Source organism: Enterobacter sp. PL_is379 (assembly GCF_055817355.1).
Genome location: NZ_JBVPGT010000032.1, coordinates 58,289 through 80,322 on the forward strand (window position 1 = coordinate 58,289; position 22,034 = coordinate 80,322).

The following is a 22,034-nucleotide window of genomic DNA, read 5'->3' on the forward strand; positions in this document are numbered from 1 at the left end:
CCAGTTCTCAACATTATGAATCATACATTCGCACAGGGTCGACAATGATTGAAATTGAAATACGCCACCTCGGCGACCATGAAATTTTACACGCGATGCCAGCGGGTAAACGTGATAAACCGCTGCCTGTTGTGGTTTTTTATCATGGGTTTACCTCATCGAAGATGGTTTACAGTTATTTTGCGGTCGCGCTGGCGCAGGCGGGTTTCCGCGTGGTGATGCCGGATGCACCCGACCACGGCGCACGCTTTTTGGGTAACGAACAGGCGCGTCTTGGGCAGTTCTGGCAGATTCTGCACGGGAGTCTGACCGAGTTTGCCGGGCTACGCGATGCGCTGTATGAGGCAGGGCTGGTGGCCGACAATCGTCTGGCCGTGGCTGGAGCGTCGATGGGCGGTATGACGGCGCTGGGGATTATGACGCATCATCCTGAAGTGAAGTCTGTCGCCTGCCTGATGGGCTCGGGCTATTTTACGTCGCTGGCGAAGACGCTCTTTCCCCCTCAGGATTTAGCGGAAATCACCGCGACGCTCGAAGAGTGGGAAGTGACCCGGGCATTGCCGCGCCTGGCCGATCGCCCGCTGCTGCTGTGGCACGGTGACGCGGATGATGTGGTCCCGCCCGAGGGAACCTTCCGCCTGCAGCAGGCGTTAATGAATGCAGGACTGGACGGTAATCTGACCTGTCTGTGGGAACCGGGCGTCCGTCACCGCATCACGCCAACGGCGCTGGATGCCACGGTAGCGTTTTTCCGCCAGCACCTTTAAACGCGCAGCACTTTTACGCCCTGATCTTCCAGCTTCTGGAGGATCTCAGGGTTGGCGCCTTTGCCGGTGATCACCATGTCGATCTGTTCGGCACGGCTGAATAACATCCCTGCGCGCTCGCCCACTTTGCTGCTGTCGACCAGCACAACGAGCTTGCCCACAACGTTAAGCATGTTTTGCTCCGCCATCGCGGTCAGCATATCGGTTTTATACAGGCCATCTGCCGTCAGGCCTTTGCCGCTGGTAAACATCCAGTGCCCGGCATAGAGACTGTTTTCGCTGTCCTGAGGGCTAAGGGTGATGGACTGGCTTTTGTTGTACTGCCCGCCCATGATCACCACGCTCTCATGCTCCTGGTCGATGAGATAGTTCGCGAGCGGTAAGTAGTTGGTGATGATTTGCACCGGCTTGCCGCACATTTCACGGCCCAGCAGAAACGCCGTGGAGCCGCAGTTGATGACCACGCTCTCGCCGGGATTCACCAGCTGCGATGCGGCTCTGGCAATCCGCACTTTTTCATCATGATTCTGCGCCTGATGAATATTCATCGGAGACCAGCGAGGGCGCTGCTGGCTGATCGCTTCCGCGCCGTTGCGGACCTTTTTCAGCTTGCCGCTTTCATCCAGCTTGTTGATATCCCGCCGCGCCGTTGCCGGGGAGATGCCTAAACGTTCGATCACTTTCTCGACGGTGATAAACCCGGTTTGCGCCAGGAGTTCCAGGAGAATTTGATGCCGTTGCGCTTCCGTCATGAGCTATTCCGATAAGAATTGATTTGAAAAGATGATATTTGAAATAGCGTGAAATTACTAAAAGAAATATGACTTCGCCAGACATCATGTCTGGCGATGCGGCTGCACAATCAGAGGAAGGACTTGAACGGCAGGTCTGGCTCAATGGTGAAGCAATCATCGAAACCACGTGGGTAGTGATATTCGAAATTATCTTTGTCCAGTGGCCAGGTGAACTTGCCGCCGACCTGCCAGATGAACGGCTTGAAGCCATACTTCAGGCGGTCTTTTTTCATTTCCCACAGTACGCGGATCTCCTGCGGATCGGCCTGGAAGTTTGACCAGATATCGTGGTGGAACGGAATCACCACTTTGGTATTCAGCGCTTCCGCCATGCGCAGCATGTCGGCGCTGGTCATTTTGTCGGTAATACCGCGCGGGTTCTCGCCGTAGGAGCCCAGCGCCACGTCAATCTGATGCTCGTTACCGTGCTTCGCGTAGTAGTTGGAGTAGTGAGAGTCGCCGCTGTGATACAGGGAGCCGCCAGGGGTTTTAAACAGATAGTTAACCGCGCGCTCATCCATACCGTCCGGCAGTACACCCGCGGCTTTCTGATCGGCAGGCAGGGTGATCAGTGCTGTACGGTCAAAGGCGTCCAGCGCGTGAATTTCAATATCTTTAATTTTCACCACGTCCCCAGGCTTCATCACGATGCAGCGCTCTTTCGGCACGCCCCAGCCGATCCACAGATCCACGCAGGTCTGTGGCCCGATAAACGGCACATCGTCAGCACAGTTTTGCATCACCGCAGCCGCCACGTTCACGTCGATATGATCGTTGTGATCGTGAGTAGAAAGGACGGCGTCGATCTGGCGAATGGCAAACGGATCGAGCACAAACGGTGTGGTACGCAGGTTCGGCTGCAGTTTTTCTACGCCCGCCATGCGCTGCATCTGATGGCCTTTTTTCATCAGCGGGTTGCCGTGGCTCTGCTTGCCGGTGCCGCACCAGAAATCGACGCAGATGTTGGCACCACCTTCTGATTTCAGCCAGATACCGGTACAGCCCAGCCACCACATTGCAAAGGTACCAGGAGCAACCTGTTCCTGCTCGATCTCTTCATTCAGCCAGCTGCCCCACTCCGGGAAGGTGCTCAGAATCCATGACTCACGGGTGATGGTGTTCACTTTACTCATCGTTTTGGCTCCTTATTTAATCAAAAGTAATCACATTGTGATTTGTTGTGATTAATGCTGGCACCATTTGATGCGCTTTGCAATGGCAAAAATGCGGAATTTTATCTGCGCAACTTCACGTACTCTGCACTTATTCCTTGTTAGACTATCCAGTATTAAACATTAATTGCATGAATTATAAAGGTTAATTTATTTCTCATGTACGGTAGTGAAAATCATTACTAACACCATGGAAATAAATTGCGTGATACGTCACAAATAATCAAATGCAATCTTGTGGTGATTATTTGTGATTAATAGAGTGATGACACCAACCACACAGGGATTGCCCCTCGTGTTCTCATTTCTGGAGAGAGTTATGGAGATCCTCTACAACGTCTTTACCGTGTTCTTTAATCAGGTAATGACCAACGCCCCGCTGCTGCTGGGTATCGTGACGTGTCTGGGTTATATCCTGCTGCGCAAAAGCGTCAGCGTGATTATTAAAGGCACCATCAAAACCATTATCGGTTTCATGCTGTTGCAGGCGGGGTCAGGCATTCTGACCAGCACCTTTAAGCCGGTCGTCGCCAAAATGTCGGAAGTGTATGGCATCAACGGTGCCATCTCTGACACATACGCCTCAATGATGGCGACCATTGAACGCATGGGTGATGCCTATAGCTGGGTGGGGTATGCGGTGCTGCTCGCCCTGGCGCTGAACATCATTTACGTGCTTCTGCGCCGTATTACCGGTATTCGCACCATCATGCTCACCGGCCACATCATGTTCCAGCAGGCGGGGCTGATCGCGGTTTCTCTCTATATCTTCGGCTACCCAATGTGGACCACGATTATCTGCACCGCGGTGCTGGTCTCGCTCTACTGGGGTATCACCTCCAACATGATGTACAAGCCTACTCAGGAAGTGACTGACGGCTGCGGTTTCTCCATCGGCCATCAGCAGCAGTTTGCCTCCTGGATTGCCTATAAAGTTGCACCGTACCTGGGCAAAAAAGAAGAGAGCGTTGAAGACCTCAAGCTGCCGGGCTGGCTGAATATTTTCCATGACAACATCGTTTCAACCGCGATTGTGATGACCATCTTCTTCGGCGCCATTTTGCTCTCCTTCGGTATTGACGTTGTTCAGGCGATGGCGGGTAAAACGCACTGGACGGTTTATATCCTGCAGACCGGCTTCTCCTTCGCGGTGGCCATTTTCATCATCACTCAGGGCGTGCGTATGTTTGTCGCCGAACTGTCGGAAGCCTTCAACGGTATTTCCCAGCGCCTGATCCCAGGCGCGGTGCTGGCGATTGACTGTGCCGCTATCTACAGCTTCGCGCCAAACGCGGTGGTCTGGGGCTTTATGTGGGGCACCATCGGCCAGCTGATTGCGGTGGGCATCCTGGTCGGCTGCGGCTCCTCAATCCTGATTATTCCTGGCTTTATCCCGATGTTCTTCTCCAACGCCACCATCGGCGTCTTCGCTAACCACTTCGGCGGCTGGCGCGCGGCGCTCAAGATCTGCCTGGTCATGGGCATGGTGGAAATCTTTGGTTGCGTGTGGGCGGTGAAGCTCACCGGTATGAGTGCCTGGATGGGCATGGCGGACTGGTCAATTCTGGCACCGCCGATGATGCAGGGCTTTGCCTCCGTCGGGGTGGTCTTTATGGCCGTCATCATCCTGATTGCTCTGGCTTATATGTTCTTCGCTGGCCGTTCGCTGCGAGCTGAAGAAGATGCGGAAAAACAAACAGCAGAAGTCTCTGCTCATTAAGGAGTTTCGATTATGACCGTACGTATCCTGGCTGTGTGTGGCAATGGGCAAGGCAGCTCCATGATCATGAAGATGAAAGTGGACCAGTTTTTAACCCAGTCAAACATCGACCACACGGTGAACAGCTGCGCGGTGGGTGAATACAAAAGTGAACTCAACGGCGCGGACATCATCATCGCCTCTACCCATATCGCCGGCGAAATTAGCGTGTCGGGCAATAAATATGTGGTGGGCGTGCGCAACATGCTGTCGCCTGCGGATTTCGGACCAAAACTGCTGGAAGTGATCAAAGAGCACTTCCCACAAGACGTGAAGTAAGGACGCCACATGAAACTACGTGATTCGCTGGCAGAGAATAACTCCATCCTTTTACAGGCTGAGGCCAGCACCTGGCAGGAAGCGGTGAAGCTGAGCGTGGATCTGCTGGTTAAGGCTGACGTTGTCGAGCCGCGTTACTACCAGGCCATTCTTGATGGCGTGGCGCAGCACGGCCCTTACTTTGTGATTGCGCCAGGGCTGGCAATGCCGCATGGGCGTCCTGAAGAGGGCGTGAAGAAAACCGGCTTCGCGCTGGTGACGCTGAAAACGCCACTGGTGTTCAACCACGAAGATAACGATCCGGTCGATATCCTGATCACCATGGCCGCGGTCGATGCTAACACCCACCAGGAGGTCGGCATCATGCAGATCGTCAATCTGTTTGATGACGAAGCTAATTTCGACCGTTTACGCGCCTGCCGTACCGAGCAGGACGTGCTGGATTTAATTGATAACGCCACAGCGGCGGCAGTCTAAGAGGAATTGAACATGTCATTACCTATGTTGCAGGTTGCGCTGGATAACCAAACTCTGTCCCACGCTTACGAAACCACCCGCCTGATCGCGGAAGAAGTCGATATCATCGAAGTGGGCACCATTCTCTGCGTAGGCGAGGGCGTGCGCGCCGTTCGCGATCTGAAGGCGCTCTATCCGCATAAAATCGTGCTGGCAGATGCCAAAATTGCCGACGCAGGTAAAATCCTCTCCCGCATGTGCTTCGAAGCGAATGCTGACTGGGTCACCGTGATCTGCTGTGCGGATATCAACACCGCCAAAGGCGCGCTGGACGTGGCAAAAGAGTTTAACGGCGACGTGCAGATTGAGTTGACCGGCTTCTGGACCTGGGAGCAGGCGCAGGAGTGGCGCGATGCGGGCATTCAGCAGGTGGTGTACCACCGCAGCCGCGATGCGCAGGCCGCAGGCGTGGCGTGGGGCGAAGCGGATATCAGCGCGATCAAACGTCTGGCCGATATGGGCTTCAAAGTCACCGTCACCGGCGGTCTGGCGCTGGAAGATCTGCCGCTGTTCAAGGGAATCCCGATTCACGTCTTTATTGCCGGTCGCAGCATTCGTGATGCGGCGTCTCCGGTGGAAGCGGCGCGTCAGTTCAAACGCTCAATCGCTCAGCTTTGGGGCTAAGGAGCGGGTATGTTGTCAAAACAGGTCCCGCTTGGCATCTATGAAAAGGCACTCCCTGCGGGGGAGTGCTGGCTGGAGCGGTTACAGCTGGCAAAACAGCTGGGTTTCGATTTTGTCGAAATGTCCGTGGATGAGACGGACGAGCGTCTCTCTCGCCTCGACTGGAGCCGCGAACAGCGCCTGGCGCTGGTGAGCGCCGTTGCTGAAACGGGTGTGCGCGTGCCGTCCATGTGCCTGAGCGCCCACCGTCGTTTTCCGCTCGGCAGCGAAGACGATGCTATACGTGCGCAGGGGCTGGAGATCATGCGTAAAGCCATTCGCTTTGCGCAGGATGTCGGTATCCGCGTGATCCAGCTGGCGGGTTATGACGTTTACTATCAGGAAGCCAACGATGAAACGCGCCGTCGTTTCCGTGACGGCCTGAAAGAGAGCGTTGAGATGGCCAGCCGCGCGCAGGTCACGCTGGCGATGGAGATCATGGACTACCCGTTAATGAACTCCATCAGCAAGGCGCTGGGCTACGCGCACTATCTGAATAACCCGTGGTTCCAGCTTTATCCCGATATCGGCAACCTGTCAGCATGGGATAACGACGTGCAGATGGAGCTGCAGGCAGGCATGGGGCATATCGTGGCGGTGCACGTCAAAGATACCCGTCCTGGAGTGTTTAAAAACGTACCGTTCGGCACCGGGGTGGTGGATTTTGAACGGTGCTTCGAAACGCTCAAAGAGACAGGCTATTGCGGGCCTTACCTGATTGAGATGTGGAGCGAGACGTCGGACAACCCGGCAGCGGAAGTGGCGAAGGCGCGGGACTGGGTGCGCGAACGTATGGCGCGGGCAGGGTTGCTGGAGGCTGAACATGCTTAAGCTTAAACAGCAGGTCTTTGAAGCCAATATGGATCTGCCGCGCTATGGCCTGGTCACCTTCACCTGGGGCAACGTCAGTGCTATCGATCGCGAGCAGGGGCTAATCGTGATTAAGCCGAGCGGTGTGGCGTATGACACCATGAAAGCAGACGATATGGTGGTGGTGGATCTCGACGGAAACGTCGTGGAGGGAAAATGGCGTCCCTCTTCAGATACCGCAACCCATCTGGCGCTGTACCAGCGCTATCCGTCCCTTGGCGGCGTGGTGCATACCCACTCCACGCACGCGACGGCCTGGGCCCAGGCCGGGCTGCCCATCCCGGCGCTGGGCACGACCCACGCGGACTACTTCTTTGGCGACATCCCCTGCACGCGGGCATTAACGCAGGATGAAGTGGAAGGTGAATACGAGCTCAACACCGGAAAGGTGATTATCGATACGCTGGGAGAATGTGAGCCGCTGCATACGCCGGGTATTGTGGTCTATCAGCACGGCCCGTTCGCCTGGGGAAAAGATGCCCACGACGCCGTCCATAATGCGGTCGTCATGGAGGAGGTGGCACGCATGGCGTGGATTGCCCGTGGCATCAACCCACAGCTTCAGGGCATGGATGATTACCTGATGAACAAGCATTTCATGCGCAAGCACGGCCCGAATGCCTACTACGGGCAGAAGTGAATAAGCGCTCTGGAATACCTAAAAACAGTTGTAACCGGTGGTATTCCGGAGCCATTCACAAAAAAAAGCCCCCGGGCAGGGGGCAACGTCAACTATGGCTATGTTCTCGTTGTTGGCTTTCCTGGTGCTAGCGTTAATGCGTTATCGGTAAATATCTGCACTGGCGTGCATGTTGCCGTTGCTGCCGGGCTCACGGGTTAACATCACGTGGTAATAGGTTGCGCCCTGCGCATCGGTTTCTTCATTAAGGGCCTGATCTGCTTCACTTTCCGTGGCGAAATTATGATTGATGTAAATGACGCCCAAGCTTTGCACATCATCCATGTTTCTGGCCTGTCGGCTGTCTATCTTGATGGCTGCCATCGCGTTTGCACTGAGCAAAAGCGCCGCCACTATGGCTAATGCGATTTTTTTCATGATATGCGCTCCACGACTGCGTGCTGCGAGAGGGGGGATGCTCCTTCTTTAATTCAGGTGATCTCTGATTAAAGTGTAATCACTCATCCGGCGGGGATGCGTGACCATTTCTGATGCAGTTGTTCAAAAAAACAACGCTTCCGGGTGTGACCAATTTTAAATCACCCACTTAGACCCGCTTCGCGCTTTGTGCGAATTATTTGTGCAATCAGCTTGAGTTTCCAGGGGCGCGCAAGTATTATGACGCGTCAATTTTTCAGCCGACCTTTAACACGTTCCTTGCCTCCCCGGGCCTCGGCTGACCCAGACAGGAGGCTGAATAATCCGTAAGGAGCAATTCGATGCGTCATTACGAAATCGTTTTTATGGTCCATCCTGACCAGAGCGAACAGGTTCCGGGTATGATCGAGCGTTACTCTGCTGCCATCACTGGTGCAGAAGGTACGATCCACCGTCTGGAAGACTGGGGCCGCCGTCAGCTGGCTTACCCGATCAACAAACTGCACAAAGCACACTACGTTCTGATGAACGTTGAAGCGCCGCAGGAAGTGATCGATGAGCTGGAAACTACCTTCCGCTTCAACGATGCCGTTATCCGCAGCATGGTTATGCGTACCAAAAACGCAGTTACCGAAGCATCTCCGATGGTTAAAGCGAAAGACGAGCGCCGTGAGCGTCGCGATGATTTCGCAAACGAAACCGCAGATGATTCTGATGCTGGGGATTCTGAAGAGTAATTTCTGATGACCAACCGTCTGGCGTTGTCCGGCATCGTATGCAGGGCTCCCCTTCGAAAGGTCAGTCCATCAGGAATTCCGCATTGCCAGTTCGTGCTTGAGCATCGTTCTGTGCAAGAGGAAGCCGGGTTTCACCGGCAGGCGTGGTGCCAAATGCCCGTTATTATTAGCGGACACGAAAACCAGGCCATTACTCACAGTTTAACGGTCGGTAGCGCAGTAATCGTTCAGGGGTTCATCTCTTGCCACAAGGCAAAGAACGGCCTGAGCAAAATGGTTCTGCATGCCGAGCAGATTGATTTGATAGATTCTGGAGACTAGCCATATGGCACGTTATTTCCGTCGTCGCAAGTTCTGCCGTTTCACCGCGGAAGGCGTTCAAGAGATCGACTATAAAGATATCGCAACGCTGAAAAACTACATCACCGAAAGCGGTAAGATTGTCCCAAGCCGTATCACCGGTACTCGTGCAAAATACCAGCGTCAGCTGGCTCGCGCTATCAAACGCGCTCGCTACCTGTCCCTGCTGCCGTACACTGATCGTCATCAGTAATCGGGCACGGTCCATTAATACGACTTTAAGAGGATAAGGTAATGCAAGTTATTCTGCTTGATAAAGTAGCAAACCTGGGCAGCCTGGGTGATCAGGTTAACGTTAAAGCGGGTTACGCACGTAACTTCCTGGTTCCACAGGGTAAAGCTGTTCCAGCTACCAAGAAAAACGTAGAGTTTTTCGAAGCACGTCGCGCTGAACTGGAAGCCAAACTGGCTGACGTTCTGGCGGCTGCTAACGCTCGCGCTGAAGCAATCAACGCACTGGGCACCGTTACCATCGCGTCTAAATCTGGCGACGAAGGTAAACTGTTCGGTTCCATCGGTACCCGCGATATCGCTGATGCAGTATCTGCTGCAGGCGTTAAAGTGGCTAAGAGCGAAGTTCGTCTGCCGAACGGCGTTCTGCGTACCACTGGTGAGCACGAAGTTGACTTCCAGGTTCACAGCGAAGTGTTCGCTAAACTGGTTGTTAACGTTGTAGCTGAGTAATTTTTTACTCTGCTCACGTTGAAACGCCGGCCTTGTGCCGGCGTTTTGCGTTTTAGAGATCCGGGCTCTTAACGCGCCCTGATAAAACTGCCGTCTGGCTGGCGGGTAAACAGTACCTGTTGTCCACTTCCCGTATCAATCGTTAACCCTGTCACCACCCCGCTGGCATTCTGGCGAATCTGTACCATCTGACCATTCTGCAGGTTACTGAGCGGTTTACCCGCACCTTCCACCTTCGCCATGGCATACACGTCGGTTGGCGGCAGGTTGTGGTCGCGGAACAGCTGTGCCAGGGTTTTGCCCGGCTCTACGCGATAGGAGCGCCACTGTTGCTCAATGCCGGTGGGCTGCTGCGTCTGAGGCTGAGACGGGGCGGCGGCTTGATCCTGCGGCTGTTCATCCTGAATGGGCTCTGGCTCAACCGGCGCAACCTGACCCGGATCGTTAGACGGGGAGACGAGCTGCGTCTGCATCGGCTGTGCGTCAGGCTGCGGCCGCGTCTGCGACTGAATGTCCAGTTGGGCATTGCGGGTGACGGGTGCGGTATCGACATCATCGCCCCCGGAAGGAAGCAGGAAGCCCACAATCACCATCAGCGCACCAATGATGATCCCTCTGCGATGCAGAGGAGGCAGCGGGTCCATGATGCGAAAATTGTCCGGCGCCTGCCAGATTTTCGCCAGGGTAGGTTTCAGTTCAAATCGCCCGGGCATGGCACTCCTCCTGCTCCGCGTATTTTTTATCCTGTGCCCCGAAGTATAGTTTGCTAACTGCCTGAACGGCGTAGTAAACCCGACATCCGTGACATCAGTTCGGGATTAATCCTGGTTATCTCTATTGTTTCTGTTTCGTCGCGGTTTGTCACCTTAACTTCAGACAAAGTTTTACCCATAAGGGCATGGCTGATATGCTGCCCGCTACTTTAAATGTGATGGAAGGAAAACCCATGACCACCCCGACTTTTGACACTATCGAAGCGCAGGCAAGTTACGGTATCGGCTTGCAGGTAGGACAGCAGCTGAGCGAATCCGGCCTGGAAGGTCTGTTACCAGAAGCGCTGGTGGCGGGTATCGCTGACGCGCTGGAAGGCAAACAGCCTGCCGTTCCGGTTGACGTCGTGCACCGTGCGCTGCGTGAAATCCACGAACGTGCTGACGCCGTGCGTCGTGCGCGCTTTGAAGAGATGGCCGCCGAAGGTGTGAAATATCTGGAAGAGAACCGCGAGCGTGAAGGCGTGAACAGCACCGAGTCTGGTCTGCAGTTCCGCGTGATCAATCAGGGCGACGGCGCAATCCCGGCGCGTACCGACCACGTTCGCGTGCACTACACCGGTAAGCTGATCGACGGTACCGTCTTCGACAGCTCCGTGGCGCGCGGCGAACCGGCTGAGTTCCCGGTAAATGGCGTTATCGCAGGCTGGATCGAAGCCCTGACCCTGATGCCAGTGGGTTCCAAATGGGAACTGACTATCCCGCATAACCTGGCCTACGGCGAGCGCGGCGCTGGCGCGTCCATCCCGCCATTCAGCACCCTGGTCTTTGAAGTCGAGCTGCTGGAAATTCTGTAATCGAATTTTCTTATTTCCTCTCCCCGGTTGGGGAGAGGAAAATAGTGTAAAAACCTATAGTTACGGTGCTATCAACATTTTATCTTGCAAACGAAACTGTTGCGTGTATTTTTGTGAGCTGTTTCGCGCTGTATGAGTGATATGACACTCACTTTCAACATATTATTAACATAATATCTAAATCATAGTATTCATCCCGCCGATTCTTACCTAATATCGATTAGCCCTTACAAGGGAACGTCATCTTTTGACGTATTTAAAGGCCAGAAGAGCCTTAACAACACAGACAGGCATAAACAGGAAAATATCACATGGTAGATCAGGTCAAAGTCGTCGCCGACGAAGAGGCGTCGTCCGAACAGTCGCTACGGCGCAATCTCACAAACCGTCATATTCAGCTCATTGCGATTGGGGGTGCCATCGGTACCGGGCTGTTTATGGGGTCAGGCAAAACCATCAGTCTCGCCGGACCGTCAATCATATTCGTTTATATGATTATCGGTTTTATGCTGTTCTTCGTGATGCGTGCAATGGGTGAACTGCTGCTCTCGAACCTTGAATACAAATCCTTCAGCGACTTCGCTTCAGACCTGCTCGGGCCATGGGCGGGCTATTTTACCGGCTGGACCTACTGGTTCTGCTGGGTCGTCACCGGTATGGCGGACGTCGTAGCGATTACCGCCTATGCGCAGTTCTGGTTCCCGGGGCTGTCGGACTGGGTGGCCTCGCTGGCGGTTATTGTGCTGCTGCTGAGCCTGAACCTCGCCACCGTCAAAATGTTCGGTGAGATGGAGTTCTGGTTTGCGATGATCAAAATCGTGGCCATTGTCGGGCTCATCGTGGTGGGTCTGGTAATGGTACTTACCCACTTCCAGTCACCAACCGGCGTTCAGGCGTCGTTTACCCATCTGTGGAATGACGGCGGCTGGTTCCCGAAAGGCATCAGCGGCTTCTTTGCTGGTTTCCAGATTGCGGTGTTCGCGTTTGTGGGCATTGAACTGGTGGGCACCACGGCAGCGGAGACCAAAGATCCCGAGAAGTCTCTCCCGCGCGCCATCAACTCCATTCCGGTGCGTATCATCATGTTCTACGTCTTCGCGCTGGTCATCATTATGTCCGTGACGCCGTGGAGCTCCGTGGTACCTACCAAGAGCCCGTTCGTTGAGCTGTTCGTGCTGGTAGGCCTGCCTGCTGCCGCGAGCCTGATTAACTTCGTGGTGCTGACCTCTGCTGCCTCGTCTGCCAACAGCGGCGTATTCTCCACCAGCCGTATGCTGTTTGGTCTGGCGCAGGAAGGCGTGGCACCGAGCGCGTTCGCCAAGCTCTCTAAGCGTGCGGTACCGGCAAAAGGGTTGACCTTCTCCTGCATGTGCCTGCTGGGCGGTGTGGTGATGCTCTACGTGAACCCAAGCGTGATTGGCGCGTTCACCATGATCACCACGGTCTCTGCGATCCTGTTTATGTTCGTCTGGACCATCATCCTCTGTTCATACCTTGTGTACCGCAAGCAGCGTCCACACCTGCATGAAAAATCGATCTACAAGATGCCGCTGGGCAAGCTAATGTGCTGGGTGTGCATGGCGTTCTTCGTCTTCGTGCTGGTTCTGCTGACGCTGGAAGATGATACCCGCCAGGCACTCATCGTCACGCCGCTGTGGTTTATCGCGCTGGGGCTGGGCTGGGTGTTTATCGGTAAGAAACGGATGGCAGGCGTAAGGTAAAAGCAAAACGGCAACGTCAGTTGCCGTTTTTAGTTTTTGCACCCTCTCCCTGTGGGAGAGGGTCGGGGTGAGGGCATCAGGCCGCAGCGGCCTTTTTTATTCCCCCGCTAAAGCCCGCGGGAACAAAACGTTGTTCTCAAGACTGATGTGTTCCATCAGGTCGTCGATCGTTTCGTTAATGCCGTTGTACATCGCTTTCCACGTTGTGCACGCTTCTGGCGGCGGCGTGACGTTGTGGGTGGTGTGTTTGATCACTTCCAGCAGTTCACCCGCGTCATCGTGCTCGCTTTCCATCACGCTGATGGGTCCCATCGCCTGGCTTCCCATTCCCTGTTTAATCATCGGGAAGAGGATCTGCTCTTCTTTCATCATGTGGCTGGAAAGCTCTTCGTGCAGCAGGGTCAGGTACTTTGCCAGACCGCGCGGTACGGAAGGTTTGTCGGCATGGACGCGCTCGACTTTGGTCGCCTGCAGGATCAGCTCCGGCAGCTGTTCACGGTGACGGTCATGGTATCGCACGAGGATATGGTCGATGATTTCCGCGAGCGGAGCGGTTCGCCAGTCTTTGTCGACGGGCTGCTCGGCCAGCTGCGCCAGTTCTGCTTCAATCACCTCAACGTCCAGCTCTTTGCGTGAAGCCGCACGCGCCAGGGTTTGCTTACCGCCGCAGCAGTAATCCATATCGTATTTACGGAACAGCGCAGAAGCGCGAGGAATGGAGAGCGCCAGCTCGCCAAGGGGTTGGTCGCGAAAGGCCATAGCAGTTACCTCGTCATCAATAATATAAGATGCATATTAAATGCATCTTTAAGCCGGCGCTATAACCCTTTAGAGGGACGGGAAAAAGTGAGATGCAGATCACAAAAAAATATCCGATTTAACTCTCTGAATGGGCTCAGGAAAGTGGTTTCGAAACTTTTTAAAGGTGGAGAAACAGTAAACAACCCGCTGCGCCTGCCGATATATCCACGTCAGACAAACCTGCATATAACAAAGGCAACGCATGTTTAAACGTATAAAAGTCATTACCCTTTTGATTTCGGTGCTGCTCGTGCTCGGCATCATGCAAGTGATTTCCGCCGGTATCTTTATCAACGCCCTGAACAACGATAAAGACAACTTCACCGTGGCGCAGCTCTCCAGCAAGAACGTGGCGGAGTTTACCGATGCGTGGATCAGTCTGAACCAGGCGCGCGTCACCCTGAACCGCGGGATGCTGCGCCTGCAAAGCAGCATGGCCTCTCAAATTAACGGCGGTCAGCTGAATGAGCTGGTGACCACGGCGAAAAATCTGCTGACTGAAGCGCAGGTTCATTACGATAAATACTATGCCTTGCCGAATACGCCAGGCCTGGATGAGAACCTGACTAATCGCCTTGAGGAGCAGTACCGTAATTACTCTACAACGCTGACGCAAATGAACGTTCTGCTGAGCCAGGGTAATCTGGAAGATATGTTCAAGCAGAATGCCGAACAAAAACAAAACGCGATGCAGGCGGTTTATCGTGAATGGCGTGAAGCGCAGGCCGCGCTCACCGATAAAGGCATTCAGGATAACGAAAGTGATTACAAGCACATCCTGTGGATCCTCTCTGCGGTCATGCTGCTGGTGATTGTGGTGATTATCTCCAGCTGGATTGCTATGCGCCGCGTGCTGCTGCTGCCGCTGGAAGAGGTGATTAACCATATTCGCGCCATTGCGGCAGGGGATTTAACCCAGCCGATTCAGGCTGACGGTAAAAATGAGATGGCCATCCTGGCGCGCAACGTTCAGGAGATGCAAACCTCGCTGGCGAACACGGTGGGCGTGGTGCGTGAAGGCGCAGATACGATTTACACCGGTGCAGGCGAAATCTCTGCGGGCAGTAACGATCTCTCTTCCCGTACCGAGCAGCAGGCCGCTTCTCTTGAAGAAACGGCAGCCAGCATGGAACAGCTGACAGCAACCGTGAAGCAGAACGCCGATAACGCGCGTCAGGCGTCCCGTCTGGCGCTGGACGCCTCCTCAACGGCGAAGAAGGGCGGTAACGTGGTTGAAGGCGTCGTACGTACGATGGATGAGATCGCCACCAGTTCCAGCAAAATCGCGCAAATTACTAACGTGATCGACGGTATTGCCTTCCAGACGAACATTCTGGCGTTGAACGCGGCGGTGGAAGCGGCGCGCGCGGGCGAGCAGGGCCGCGGTTTTGCGGTGGTGGCAGGGGAAGTGCGTACCCTCGCGCAGCGCAGCGCTCAGGCGGCGAAAGAGATCAAAGCGCTTATTGATGATTCCGGTGAGCGCGTGAACGCGGGCTCGCAGCTGGTTAACGAAGCCGGCGCCACGATGGCCGAGATCGTCAATGCGGTTACCCGCGTCACCGACATCATGGGCGAAATTGCCTCGGCCTCTGACGAGCAGAGCCGCGGTATCGACCAGGTGGGCCAGGCGGTAGCCGAGATGGACCGCGTGACCCAGCAGAACGCCTCGCTGGTGGAGGAGTCTGCGGCCGCAGCGGCTGCGCTGGAAGATCAGGCTGCACGCCTGAACGAAGCGGTAGCGGTGTTCAAAATCACCCGCAATCAGATGGTTAAAGCGGCACCGGTGAAAACCTATGTGCCAAAATCGCAGCCTGTAGCCGCGGCGTCAGAAGGGAACTGGGAAACGTTTTAAGGGCTTGCCCGGTGGCGGCTAGCCACCCGGCAAAATCACATCTCCGACGCCGGAACAACCCTCGGTTTTTCCGGCTTCGCTCTCACTGCCATCACCACCCCCACGACCAACAGCGCGATCCCGCAGGCCGTGAATAACGGCGGCACGCTCTGGCGCATCAGGAAGGTATAAAGCAGTCCGGCCAGGGTTTCGAAGACAATCAGCGGCCCTAAGATCACCGTCGGCAGCTTCTGGCTGGCAATGTTCCAGCACAGCGCGCCCACCCATGAACACAGCACCGCAATCGCCACCATCAGGCCGATAAACACCCACGGTCTTGGCCCGAAGGGCTGGGTGAAGTCCGGCTGCTGATGGCCCAGCCAGAGGCATGCGCCGAGATATCCCACGACGGATACGGGCAGCGTGACCAGCGCCTGCGCCGTTGCCCACATCATCGGATGCTTGTCCGGATTCTCACGCAGCCAGCGCGCATTGCGCAGGGCATACCATGCCCAGCACGCCACGGAAATGAACGCCAGCAGAATGCCAGAACCGTAACGCCACAGGTCAACATCCGCCTGCCCATGACGCAGCTCGGCAATATTGACGCATATCAGCCCCAGGGCGGTGCAGATCAGCGCCGGTGCCATTTTTGACCACGCCAGTTTGCCATCGCGGTGGCTGTAGAGCAGGTTAGCAAAGACGGGGATGACGACCGGCAGCGTGCCGATAATCATGGTCGATACCGGCGCACCGGTACGCTGAATGGCACTCGCGAGGCATACGTAATAGATGAGATTGCCCATCATGGTCAGCGCCAGCGCGGTCCCCCAGTCCTGACGGCTGAGCTGACGCAAGCGCGCCCGTCCCAGCCACGCCAGGGGCAGGGCAATCAGCCCCAGCGCCAGATAACGGCCGGTCGACTGCAGTATTGCCGGATACTCGGGTACGATCAGCGGGCCGACAAAAATCAGCCCCCACATCATCCCGGCCAGCAGGGCATACAACACTCCACTAATCATTTTTCCATCCACAGGTATTTACGCTGTTCTCAGTGTAGGTGGGGCAAATGCGCGCGTATTGTATGAGGTTGCGCATTAGCGCCGGGTGACCTGCTTCTGGTAGCGCACGGGGGTAATGCCGTAGCGGTGGGTAAACGCGCGGGTGAGATGCGACTGATCGGTCAGCCCGGTTGCGGCGGCGACCTCTGCCGCGGGCATGCCGTGCGTGAGGAACGCTTTGGCGCGCCAGAGGCGAATGGCCATCAGCATCTGATGTGGCGTCACGTGAAAATGGGCTTTGAACTGGCGCTGGAAATGATACGGGCTGAGTGAAACGACGCTGGCGAGCTCGTCCAGCGTCAGAGCGCGCATATAGTTGTCATGCAGATACTCGCGTACCCGTTCAAAGCGGTGCGCACCTTCCTGAACCCGCGGCGCGTGATGAGCAAACGGCTGGAAGGTTTCAATCAGATCCAGCAGTAATCCTTTTTGCGCAAGCGGATCGTCCGTGTGCCACAGGCCGTAAATGAGCCTGCCGATTTGCTGCGAGCGCAGCGGGTCATGACGCGTTACGTCGCTAAACCACCAGTGCCGGAGGCCGGTCACCTCTTCCAGCAGGTCGGGTTCGATATAGACCATCCGGTAGCGCCAGCCGCCCTCGGTGGCGGATTCGCCGGTGTGGATCTCGTCCGGGTTCATGGTAACGACGGATTTTTCCGCCGCGAGATGCTGTGTCCCGCGATAGCGAAAGCGCTCGGCACCGGTTTCAATCGTACCGATCCCGAAGGCTTCATGGGTGTGAGGCTCAAAGGCGTAGTCAGAAATATGGGCATGATAAAGCTCCAGGCCCGGCAGCTGCGCCAGATGGCGAAAGCGCGCGCTGTCTCTTTCATCATTAAACTGTTCCGGTACGCCTTGCACGGTGAGCCTCCTCGCGGTCATCTATTTTATTATCAGAGATGACCGGAGTTTATGCACTAAACATCTTTGCCCGGACCGTCTTACGATAATCCCCCGGTGACACCGTGGTTTTATGCTTAAACTGGCGGTTAAAGTGCGCAATATCCTGATATCCAACCGCATTGGCGATCTCCTGAATGCTCAAATTGGTGGATTGCAGCATCGTCATGGCGGATTCAATTCTGGCGGTTAATAAATACTGCAGGGGGGACATGTCGGTGGCATTTTTAAAGCGACGGTTGAAGTTGCGCAAACTCATGCCAGCCATATCGGCAAGATTTTGCATGGATATATCCGAGGCGCAGTTTGCTTTTATCCAGATTTGAATTTGAACAATATCTTCATCCGGATGCGGTTTGTTTTCTTCACTGTAACACTGGCGATCGAACTGACTTCGAATTTCATGGAAAAAGGTCCGCTGGGTATGGGTGGCTACGCGTTTCCCGTATATCGTTTCGATGAAATGGATGGTCAGATCTGAGAGGGCTTTGACGCTGGCGGCACAGTAAATATTATCGGCCTGCGTGAGAAAATGTTTGGTTTGTAATTTTACGTTGGGGTAGTCGCGCGAGAACTGTTTGAAGTAGTGCCAGTGGGTGGTGGCAGGTTTCCCGTTGAGCAATCCCGACTCCGCCAGGAAACAGCAGCCCGTTCCGACGGCCGCGATGCGGGTTCCTCGCGCCGCCTGCTCGGTCAGCCATGCCAGGAGTTCAGGCTGTTGTCTGACCACCGCGCGAGGATTGCGCCACAGGGCGGGAAGATAGATAACGTCATAGTGCCTGTCTGCGGCAAGGGTAGTATCGGCGGTAATGCTGAAGCCACTGTGCGTCAGGATGGGCTCGTTATTTATGCCAATAGTATGAACTTTCAGTATATTCTCCGGACGACAGAGCCTGAATGAAGACGTCTCCGGTTTGTGCGTGTCTGCGTGGGATGTTGTTTTTTGCTCGGCTAAATAGCTACTGGCTGCGGCTTTCCACATTTCAATCGGAAGACTGAGACCGGAACTTAGCATGCGTTCACATAACACAAATCCTATTTGTGTATTTGTCATTTTTGATTAATACCTGTTTTGACTATTATTTTTGGTAGCTCATCGTTGTCCTGGCCAAAAAAGTCAGCATTTTGGCTGGATTTTCATATTAGCTTTTGTTGGTAATTTGTAAACTAATATCTGAAATTATCGCACTTACTTAACAAAATAAATCCACGACCACTACAGGATGAATTATGGCGAAATTACCCGTAATAACGGCTTTTGGCGGCTATGGTCCAGCTGGTCGTAGTTCTTCACATCATGCATTTCGTCGAATGATTATTGAGTCATTATCGGAAGAGGAAAGGCAAGCGACGTTATTATCGTTAGCCATTCTGATGGGCGTGCTTAAATATGATGAGGGCGGATATTGCGACATTTCCGGTAAAAGATTTACACCTGCTCAGGCTGCCGCGAAGATAAAAGACGAGGCGCTTGAGGGAACCCTTATCCGAAAAATTACGCGCGACTATTTTGATGTCGATGCTATCGTCAGCCATGCAAAATTGAATATGGTTTCAGGCGAAGAGGGATTCAGTTTTAATATATCTTCCAGACAATTACCTCAACCCTTACCGGCGGGATGGCACGTTGAAGAATTAGCGGATCAGCGTGTGCGTATTACCGTTAAGGGAGAGATGGACTGTAAAATTGAGGCATTGTTGCGCACGGAGGTTCAGGCTGCAGGTTTGCTGCCGCAGGGATTCCGCCCGGGTGACCATTACAATTCGCAGTTCCATCCGCGGGCGCTACAAATGGCGATTGTCGGAGCGTCAGACGCCATCAACGCCCTGGGGATCCCGTGGCGAGAGATACAGGCCAACATCACGCCGGATCAGCTCGGGGTCTATTCGGGCAATATCATGGGACAGCTCGACGATTATGGCTTTGGCGGTATGCTGCAGTCGCGCCTGAAAGGCCATCGCGTCAGCGCCAAACAGTGTCCGCTGGGCCTGAACAGCATGTGCGCCGATTTCCTCAATGCGTATGTGCTGGGGAGCGTCGGTCATACCAGCGCCACGCTGGGGGCATGCGCCACGTTTCTGTATAACCTGAATGCGGCAGTTGAAGATATTAAAGCGGGGCGCATTCGCGTTGCCGTTGTGGGCAGCGCCGAAGCGCCGGTCACCTCAGAGGTGATTGAAGGATTCGATGCCATGGGCGCCCTGGCAACGGAGAGCAAGCTTAAGCATATTGATGAAACGGATACGGCCGACTGGCGCAACAGCAGCCGCCCGTTTGGCAACAGCTGCGGTTTTGTGATCGCAGAATCCAGCCAGTACGTCGTGTTAATGGACGACGAGCTGGCGCTGCAGCTTGGGGCAGAGATCCACGGTTCGGTGGGGAATGTCTTCATCAACGCTGACGGCTTTAAGCGTTCTATCGCGTCACCGGGGCCGGGGAACTACATCACCATGGCGAAAGCGGTAGCCTCTGCGGTATCGATGGCGGGGATAGAGACGGTGCAGAAGGGATCGTTTATTCAGGCGCACGGTTCAAGCACGCCGAAGAATTGCGTCTCCGAGGCGGATATTTTTGACCGCGTTGCGCAAGCCTTTTCGATTCGCGACTGGCCGGTGACGGCGGTGAAATCGTATCTTGGTCACTCCCTGGGGCCCGCCAGCGGCGACCAGCTCATCAGCTGCCTCGGCGTCTTCCGCTATGGTATTTTGCCAGGAATTAAAAGCGTGTCGCACATTGCGCCACAGGTGAACAACGCACGCTTAACCATACCTGTTCAGGACTGCAAATTAGAGGAAGGCCAGGGGCAGATTGCCTTTATAAATTCAAAAGGCTTTGGCGGTAATAATGCCACGGGGGTGGTTTACTCGCCAAAGCTTACCCATCAATGGTTGCGCAAACGCTATGGGGAAGCGGTGTTTGCGGAGTATCAGCAGCGTAACCGCCAGGTGCGACGTCAGGCTAACGCGTATGATGAGGCGGCTTCGCAGGGTGAACTCAATGTCATTTATCTGTTTGGCCAGCAGGGGATAAATGAGGAAGATATTAAGATTGATATGAATGGCATCACCATTCCTGGATTTGAAAAACCGATTACATACGCGACGGCTAAAGAATACCCGGATTTTTAATCGTTATATTTGATTTTATTTTTAATAAATAAAGGTGCTTGTATTTTCTCAGGCGCCTTACCTTTGTGCACCACTAAACAGGAGAAAGAAAGTGGCTAATCTCAGTGCAATACTGATTGCCTTTGGCTGGAGCGGTATTGTCGTCGGCATAATGATGGGTGGGTTAATGGGGATGTACGCTTTTAAGGGACCGTTTCGCGCCCCCAAAGGACATGAAAACTATACCGATTTAAATCGCAGAATGTTAAGGCTGGCACATATTGCCTTTATTATGCTGCCGTTAATATCCATGCTCTATGGCATGTGTATTGATGACCTCGCCGTGTCTTATACCTATAAATATTATGCCGTTATTTGCATGATGATACTTTCGGTGGGTATTCCGGTGCTGCTGATTGCATCGTGTTTTTATCTGCCATTTAAATATGTGCAGGTTATACCGTTTAGCTGTGGAATGTATGCGTTAGTTGTAATGGCAATTGGCAGGGTTTCCGCCCTGTAAACTATCACCTACCTGAGAAATAAAAATGAAAACGTTACTGAATACCCGCCAGCTGGGTCGGGACGCTATTGTCGCGACCGTAGATAAGCACGTTTATACCGAAAACCGCGCCTTTGCCAACAGGCTTATTGACCGGATTGAATCCCATCCGCTGATGCGCAGCCCTATTTTGGCAAAAATGAACAGCGGCGAAGTTGATATTCAACAGATGCGCGTATTCCATCTGGAATTTTATCACGCGTTTGCGCAAGTCTTTACCGATGCCGTTATTGAAGCGTTAAGCGCGGCGAAACAGCTGGAAGCGCCGCTGGGCGCGCAGGCGAAAATGGCGGCCCGTTTTCTGCTGCAAATCAACCTGCTGGATGAGCTGGGCTTCCACCCTGGCGAAGACGCCGAGGGCAATTACAACGGCCAGCCCGCGCTGGCGCACTACGTGCAGTTCTTTACGACCATCCAGCAGCTGGGGATGACGGAGCACGAGGTGAAATCCTGGCTGCCGATGTCCAGCTCTCTGGCCTGCCGCGCAACCTTCGAGAATGCCTATGGCGACTATACCCAGCTGGTGGGTTTGCTGGCCGTGGCCGAGACCGTCTTCCATGACTTTGCCACGCCGTGGGCAAAAGGTGTTGATAAAGCAACGGATATTGACGTCACGAAGGGCTATCACAGCATCCATGTAGAAAGCGAAACGGGAGAGTCCATTGAAGATGGTCACTCCGAAGATGCATGGATCCTGTTCTGCCAGGCGCTGACGGAAGACCGCTACGCCGAGATGGAACAGCGCGTCGATCTGTGGCTGAAGGTCTGGAACGACTTCTGTAACGATCTGCTGGCTGGCCGCGCCGGAAAATAATCTTTTCACCC

General features: G+C 54.4%; 25 protein-coding genes. 17 read left to right on the top strand and 8 right to left on the bottom strand.

Features of this window, described 5'->3' with window-relative positions; all coding sequences use genetic code 11:
* Positions 1–44 precede the first annotated feature (44 nt).
* On the top strand, positions 45–767 hold the full coding sequence (yjfP, locus tag AC0TOY_RS19145; RefSeq protein WP_090419384.1) for an esterase: 723 nt from the start codon (positions 45–47) through the stop codon (positions 765–767).
* On the opposite strand, the gene ulaR is transcribed toward yjfP, so the two are convergent.
* Positions 764–1,519: an HTH-type transcriptional regulator UlaR gene (ulaR, locus tag AC0TOY_RS19150; RefSeq protein WP_024907324.1), complete on the bottom strand. Its 756-nt coding sequence runs from the start codon at positions 1,517–1,519 to the stop codon at positions 764–766. The genes yjfP and ulaR overlap by 4 nt on opposite strands.
* Positions 1,520–1,629: 110 nt before the next feature.
* Positions 1,630–2,694 (bottom strand): L-ascorbate 6-phosphate lactonase, encoded by a 1,065-nt coding sequence (gene ulaG / locus AC0TOY_RS19155; protein ID WP_024907323.1) that lies wholly within the window; start codon positions 2,692–2,694, stop codon positions 1,630–1,632.
* A 358-nt stretch (positions 2,695–3,052) separates the two neighbouring features.
* Here ulaG and ulaA point away from each other — a divergent pair, with 358 nt between their 5' ends.
* From ulaA to AC0TOY_RS19185, 6 genes are read left to right on the top strand one after another with little or no spacing between them, the layout of a single operon-like run.
* Positions 3,053–4,453, top strand: a complete 1,401-nt coding sequence (ulaA, locus tag AC0TOY_RS19160) for a PTS ascorbate transporter subunit IIC (RefSeq protein WP_024907322.1) — start codon at positions 3,053–3,055, stop codon at positions 4,451–4,453.
* 12 nt (positions 4,454–4,465) lie between these two features.
* Positions 4,466–4,771 (top strand): PTS ascorbate transporter subunit IIB, encoded by a 306-nt coding sequence (gene ulaB / locus AC0TOY_RS19165; RefSeq protein ID WP_003856022.1) that lies wholly within the window; start codon positions 4,466–4,468, stop codon positions 4,769–4,771.
* Between the two features lie 9 nt (positions 4,772–4,780).
* On the top strand, positions 4,781–5,248 hold the full coding sequence (ulaC, locus tag AC0TOY_RS19170; RefSeq protein ID WP_024907321.1) for a PTS ascorbate transporter subunit IIA: 468 nt from the start codon (positions 4,781–4,783) through the stop codon (positions 5,246–5,248).
* Between the two features lie 12 nt (positions 5,249–5,260).
* Positions 5,261–5,911 carry a 3-keto-L-gulonate-6-phosphate decarboxylase UlaD gene (gene ulaD / locus AC0TOY_RS19175; RefSeq protein WP_008502901.1) on the top strand — a complete coding sequence of 217 codons (651 nt, stop codon included), beginning with the start codon at positions 5,261–5,263 and terminating at the stop codon, positions 5,909–5,911.
* A 9-nt stretch (positions 5,912–5,920) separates the two neighbouring features.
* Positions 5,921–6,781, top strand: a complete 861-nt coding sequence (locus tag AC0TOY_RS19180; RefSeq protein ID WP_061716090.1) for an L-ribulose-5-phosphate 3-epimerase — start codon at positions 5,921–5,923, stop codon at positions 6,779–6,781.
* The gene (locus AC0TOY_RS19185; RefSeq protein WP_473722375.1) at positions 6,774–7,460 is read left to right on the top strand and encodes an L-ribulose-5-phosphate 4-epimerase; all 687 of its coding nucleotides are present in this window, start codon (positions 6,774–6,776) and stop codon (positions 7,458–7,460) included. The genes AC0TOY_RS19180 and AC0TOY_RS19185 overlap by 8 nt, the downstream gene beginning before the upstream one ends.
* A gap of 141 nt (positions 7,461–7,601) precedes the next feature.
* Here the strand turns inward: AC0TOY_RS19185 and yjfY are convergent, their stop codons facing one another.
* Positions 7,602–7,877, bottom strand: a complete 276-nt coding sequence (yjfY, locus tag AC0TOY_RS19190; RefSeq protein ID WP_048989487.1) for a DUF1471 family protein YjfY — start codon at positions 7,875–7,877, stop codon at positions 7,602–7,604.
* Positions 7,878–8,218: 341 nt separating this feature from the next.
* Here yjfY and rpsF point away from each other — a divergent pair, with 341 nt between their 5' ends.
* Genes rpsF through rplI form a run of 4 tightly spaced genes read left to right on the top strand, consistent with a single transcriptional unit; the run spans position 8,219 to position 9,658 of the window.
* Positions 8,219–8,614, top strand: a complete 396-nt coding sequence (gene rpsF, locus AC0TOY_RS19195; RefSeq protein ID WP_014068637.1) for a 30S ribosomal protein S6 — start codon at positions 8,219–8,221, stop codon at positions 8,612–8,614.
* A 6-nt stretch (positions 8,615–8,620) separates the two neighbouring features.
* The gene (gene priB / locus AC0TOY_RS19200) at positions 8,621–8,935 is read left to right on the top strand and encodes a primosomal replication protein N (protein ID WP_008502895.1); all 315 of its coding nucleotides are present in this window, start codon (positions 8,621–8,623) and stop codon (positions 8,933–8,935) included.
* A 4-nt stretch (positions 8,936–8,939) separates the two neighbouring features.
* Complete coding sequence (rpsR, locus tag AC0TOY_RS19205) at positions 8,940–9,167, top strand: 30S ribosomal protein S18 (RefSeq protein ID WP_000135199.1); 228 nt, start codon at positions 8,940–8,942, stop codon at positions 9,165–9,167.
* A 41-nt stretch (positions 9,168–9,208) separates the two neighbouring features.
* Complete coding sequence (gene rplI / locus AC0TOY_RS19210; protein WP_023310148.1) at positions 9,209–9,658, top strand: 50S ribosomal protein L9; 450 nt, start codon at positions 9,209–9,211, stop codon at positions 9,656–9,658.
* A 68-nt stretch (positions 9,659–9,726) separates the two neighbouring features.
* On the opposite strand, the gene AC0TOY_RS19215 is transcribed toward rplI, so the two are convergent.
* Positions 9,727–10,371, bottom strand: a complete 645-nt coding sequence (locus AC0TOY_RS19215) for an OapA family protein (RefSeq protein ID WP_048989485.1) — start codon at positions 10,369–10,371, stop codon at positions 9,727–9,729.
* Between the two features lie 233 nt (positions 10,372–10,604).
* On the opposite strand from AC0TOY_RS19215, the gene fklB reads away from it, so the two are divergent.
* Positions 10,605–11,225 carry an FKBP-type peptidyl-prolyl cis-trans isomerase gene (gene fklB, locus AC0TOY_RS19220; RefSeq protein ID WP_008502892.1) on the top strand — a complete coding sequence of 207 codons (621 nt, stop codon included), beginning with the start codon at positions 10,605–10,607 and terminating at the stop codon, positions 11,223–11,225.
* 311 nt (positions 11,226–11,536) lie between these two features.
* Positions 11,537–12,946 carry a D-serine/D-alanine/glycine transporter gene (gene cycA, locus AC0TOY_RS19225; RefSeq protein WP_024907315.1) on the top strand — a complete coding sequence of 470 codons (1,410 nt, stop codon included), beginning with the start codon at positions 11,537–11,539 and terminating at the stop codon, positions 12,944–12,946.
* A 96-nt stretch (positions 12,947–13,042) separates the two neighbouring features.
* Here cycA and ytfE read toward each other — a convergent pair whose 3' ends face one another.
* A complete protein-coding gene (gene ytfE, locus AC0TOY_RS19230; RefSeq protein ID WP_024907314.1) occupies positions 13,043–13,705 on the bottom strand; it encodes an iron-sulfur cluster repair protein YtfE in 663 nt (220 codons plus the stop codon).
* Between the two features lie 244 nt (positions 13,706–13,949).
* Here ytfE and AC0TOY_RS19235 point away from each other — a divergent pair, with 244 nt between their 5' ends.
* Positions 13,950–15,599, top strand: a complete 1,650-nt coding sequence (locus tag AC0TOY_RS19235) for a methyl-accepting chemotaxis protein (protein ID WP_157188511.1) — start codon at positions 13,950–13,952, stop codon at positions 15,597–15,599.
* A gap of 35 nt (positions 15,600–15,634) precedes the next feature.
* Here the strand turns inward: AC0TOY_RS19235 and AC0TOY_RS19240 are convergent, their stop codons facing one another.
* The 3 genes from AC0TOY_RS19240 to AC0TOY_RS19250 form a co-directional block, all read right to left on the bottom strand.
* Complete coding sequence (locus tag AC0TOY_RS19240; protein ID WP_473722376.1) at positions 15,635–16,600, bottom strand: DMT family transporter; 966 nt, start codon at positions 16,598–16,600, stop codon at positions 15,635–15,637.
* A 75-nt stretch (positions 16,601–16,675) separates the two neighbouring features.
* A complete protein-coding gene (locus tag AC0TOY_RS19245) occupies positions 16,676–17,500 on the bottom strand; it encodes an AraC family transcriptional regulator (RefSeq protein ID WP_024907311.1) in 825 nt (274 codons plus the stop codon).
* A gap of 49 nt (positions 17,501–17,549) precedes the next feature.
* The gene (locus AC0TOY_RS19250) at positions 17,550–18,593 is read right to left on the bottom strand and encodes a GlxA family transcriptional regulator (RefSeq protein ID WP_407859364.1); all 1,044 of its coding nucleotides are present in this window, start codon (positions 18,591–18,593) and stop codon (positions 17,550–17,552) included.
* 176 nt (positions 18,594–18,769) lie between these two features.
* Between AC0TOY_RS19250 and AC0TOY_RS19255 the strand changes: the two genes are divergently transcribed.
* The 3 genes from AC0TOY_RS19255 to AC0TOY_RS19265 all read left to right on the top strand — a co-directional run bounded on the left by AC0TOY_RS19255 (position 18,770) and on the right by AC0TOY_RS19265 (position 22,023).
* Positions 18,770–20,668, top strand: a complete 1,899-nt coding sequence (locus AC0TOY_RS19255; protein ID WP_248272847.1) for a beta-ketoacyl synthase — start codon at positions 18,770–18,772, stop codon at positions 20,666–20,668.
* Between the two features lie 91 nt (positions 20,669–20,759).
* Entirely contained in the window at positions 20,760–21,170 is a 411-nt protein-coding gene (locus AC0TOY_RS19260) for a membrane protein (protein WP_024907308.1), read from the top strand.
* Positions 21,171–21,195: 25 nt separating this feature from the next.
* The gene (locus tag AC0TOY_RS19265) at positions 21,196–22,023 is read left to right on the top strand and encodes a hypothetical protein (RefSeq protein WP_032651384.1); all 828 of its coding nucleotides are present in this window, start codon (positions 21,196–21,198) and stop codon (positions 22,021–22,023) included.
* Positions 22,024–22,034: the final 11 nt, after the last annotated feature.

Coding starts and splice junctions, on each gene's coding strand:
- yjfP (WP_090419384.1), top strand. CDS start 45: ATGATTGAAATTGAAATACGCCACCTCGGCGACCATGAAATTTTACAC.
- ulaR (WP_024907324.1), bottom strand. CDS start 1,519: ATGACGGAAGCGCAACGGCATCAAATTCTCCTGGAACTCCTGGCGCAA.
- ulaG (WP_024907323.1), bottom strand. CDS start 2,694: ATGAGTAAAGTGAACACCATCACCCGTGAGTCATGGATTCTGAGCACC.
- ulaA (WP_024907322.1), top strand. CDS start 3,053: ATGGAGATCCTCTACAACGTCTTTACCGTGTTCTTTAATCAGGTAATG.
- ulaB (WP_003856022.1), top strand. CDS start 4,466: ATGACCGTACGTATCCTGGCTGTGTGTGGCAATGGGCAAGGCAGCTCC.
- ulaC (WP_024907321.1), top strand. CDS start 4,781: ATGAAACTACGTGATTCGCTGGCAGAGAATAACTCCATCCTTTTACAG.
- ulaD (WP_008502901.1), top strand. CDS start 5,261: ATGTCATTACCTATGTTGCAGGTTGCGCTGGATAACCAAACTCTGTCC.
- AC0TOY_RS19180 (WP_061716090.1), top strand. CDS start 5,921: ATGTTGTCAAAACAGGTCCCGCTTGGCATCTATGAAAAGGCACTCCCT.
- AC0TOY_RS19185 (WP_473722375.1), top strand. CDS start 6,774: ATGCTTAAGCTTAAACAGCAGGTCTTTGAAGCCAATATGGATCTGCCG.
- yjfY (WP_048989487.1), bottom strand. CDS start 7,877: ATGAAAAAAATCGCATTAGCCATAGTGGCGGCGCTTTTGCTCAGTGCA.
- rpsF (WP_014068637.1), top strand. CDS start 8,219: ATGCGTCATTACGAAATCGTTTTTATGGTCCATCCTGACCAGAGCGAA.
- priB (WP_008502895.1), top strand. CDS start 8,621: ATGACCAACCGTCTGGCGTTGTCCGGCATCGTATGCAGGGCTCCCCTT.
- rpsR (WP_000135199.1), top strand. CDS start 8,940: ATGGCACGTTATTTCCGTCGTCGCAAGTTCTGCCGTTTCACCGCGGAA.
- rplI (WP_023310148.1), top strand. CDS start 9,209: ATGCAAGTTATTCTGCTTGATAAAGTAGCAAACCTGGGCAGCCTGGGT.
- AC0TOY_RS19215 (WP_048989485.1), bottom strand. CDS start 10,371: ATGCCCGGGCGATTTGAACTGAAACCTACCCTGGCGAAAATCTGGCAG.
- fklB (WP_008502892.1), top strand. CDS start 10,605: ATGACCACCCCGACTTTTGACACTATCGAAGCGCAGGCAAGTTACGGT.
- cycA (WP_024907315.1), top strand. CDS start 11,537: ATGGTAGATCAGGTCAAAGTCGTCGCCGACGAAGAGGCGTCGTCCGAA.
- ytfE (WP_024907314.1), bottom strand. CDS start 13,705: ATGGCCTTTCGCGACCAACCCCTTGGCGAGCTGGCGCTCTCCATTCCT.
- AC0TOY_RS19235 (WP_157188511.1), top strand. CDS start 13,950: ATGTTTAAACGTATAAAAGTCATTACCCTTTTGATTTCGGTGCTGCTC.
- AC0TOY_RS19240 (WP_473722376.1), bottom strand. CDS start 16,600: ATGATTAGTGGAGTGTTGTATGCCCTGCTGGCCGGGATGATGTGGGGG.
- AC0TOY_RS19250 (WP_407859364.1), bottom strand. CDS start 18,593: ATGACAAATACACAAATAGGATTTGTGTTATGTGAACGCATGCTAAGT.
- AC0TOY_RS19255 (WP_248272847.1), top strand. CDS start 18,770: ATGGCGAAATTACCCGTAATAACGGCTTTTGGCGGCTATGGTCCAGCT.
- AC0TOY_RS19265 (WP_032651384.1), top strand. CDS start 21,196: ATGAAAACGTTACTGAATACCCGCCAGCTGGGTCGGGACGCTATTGTC.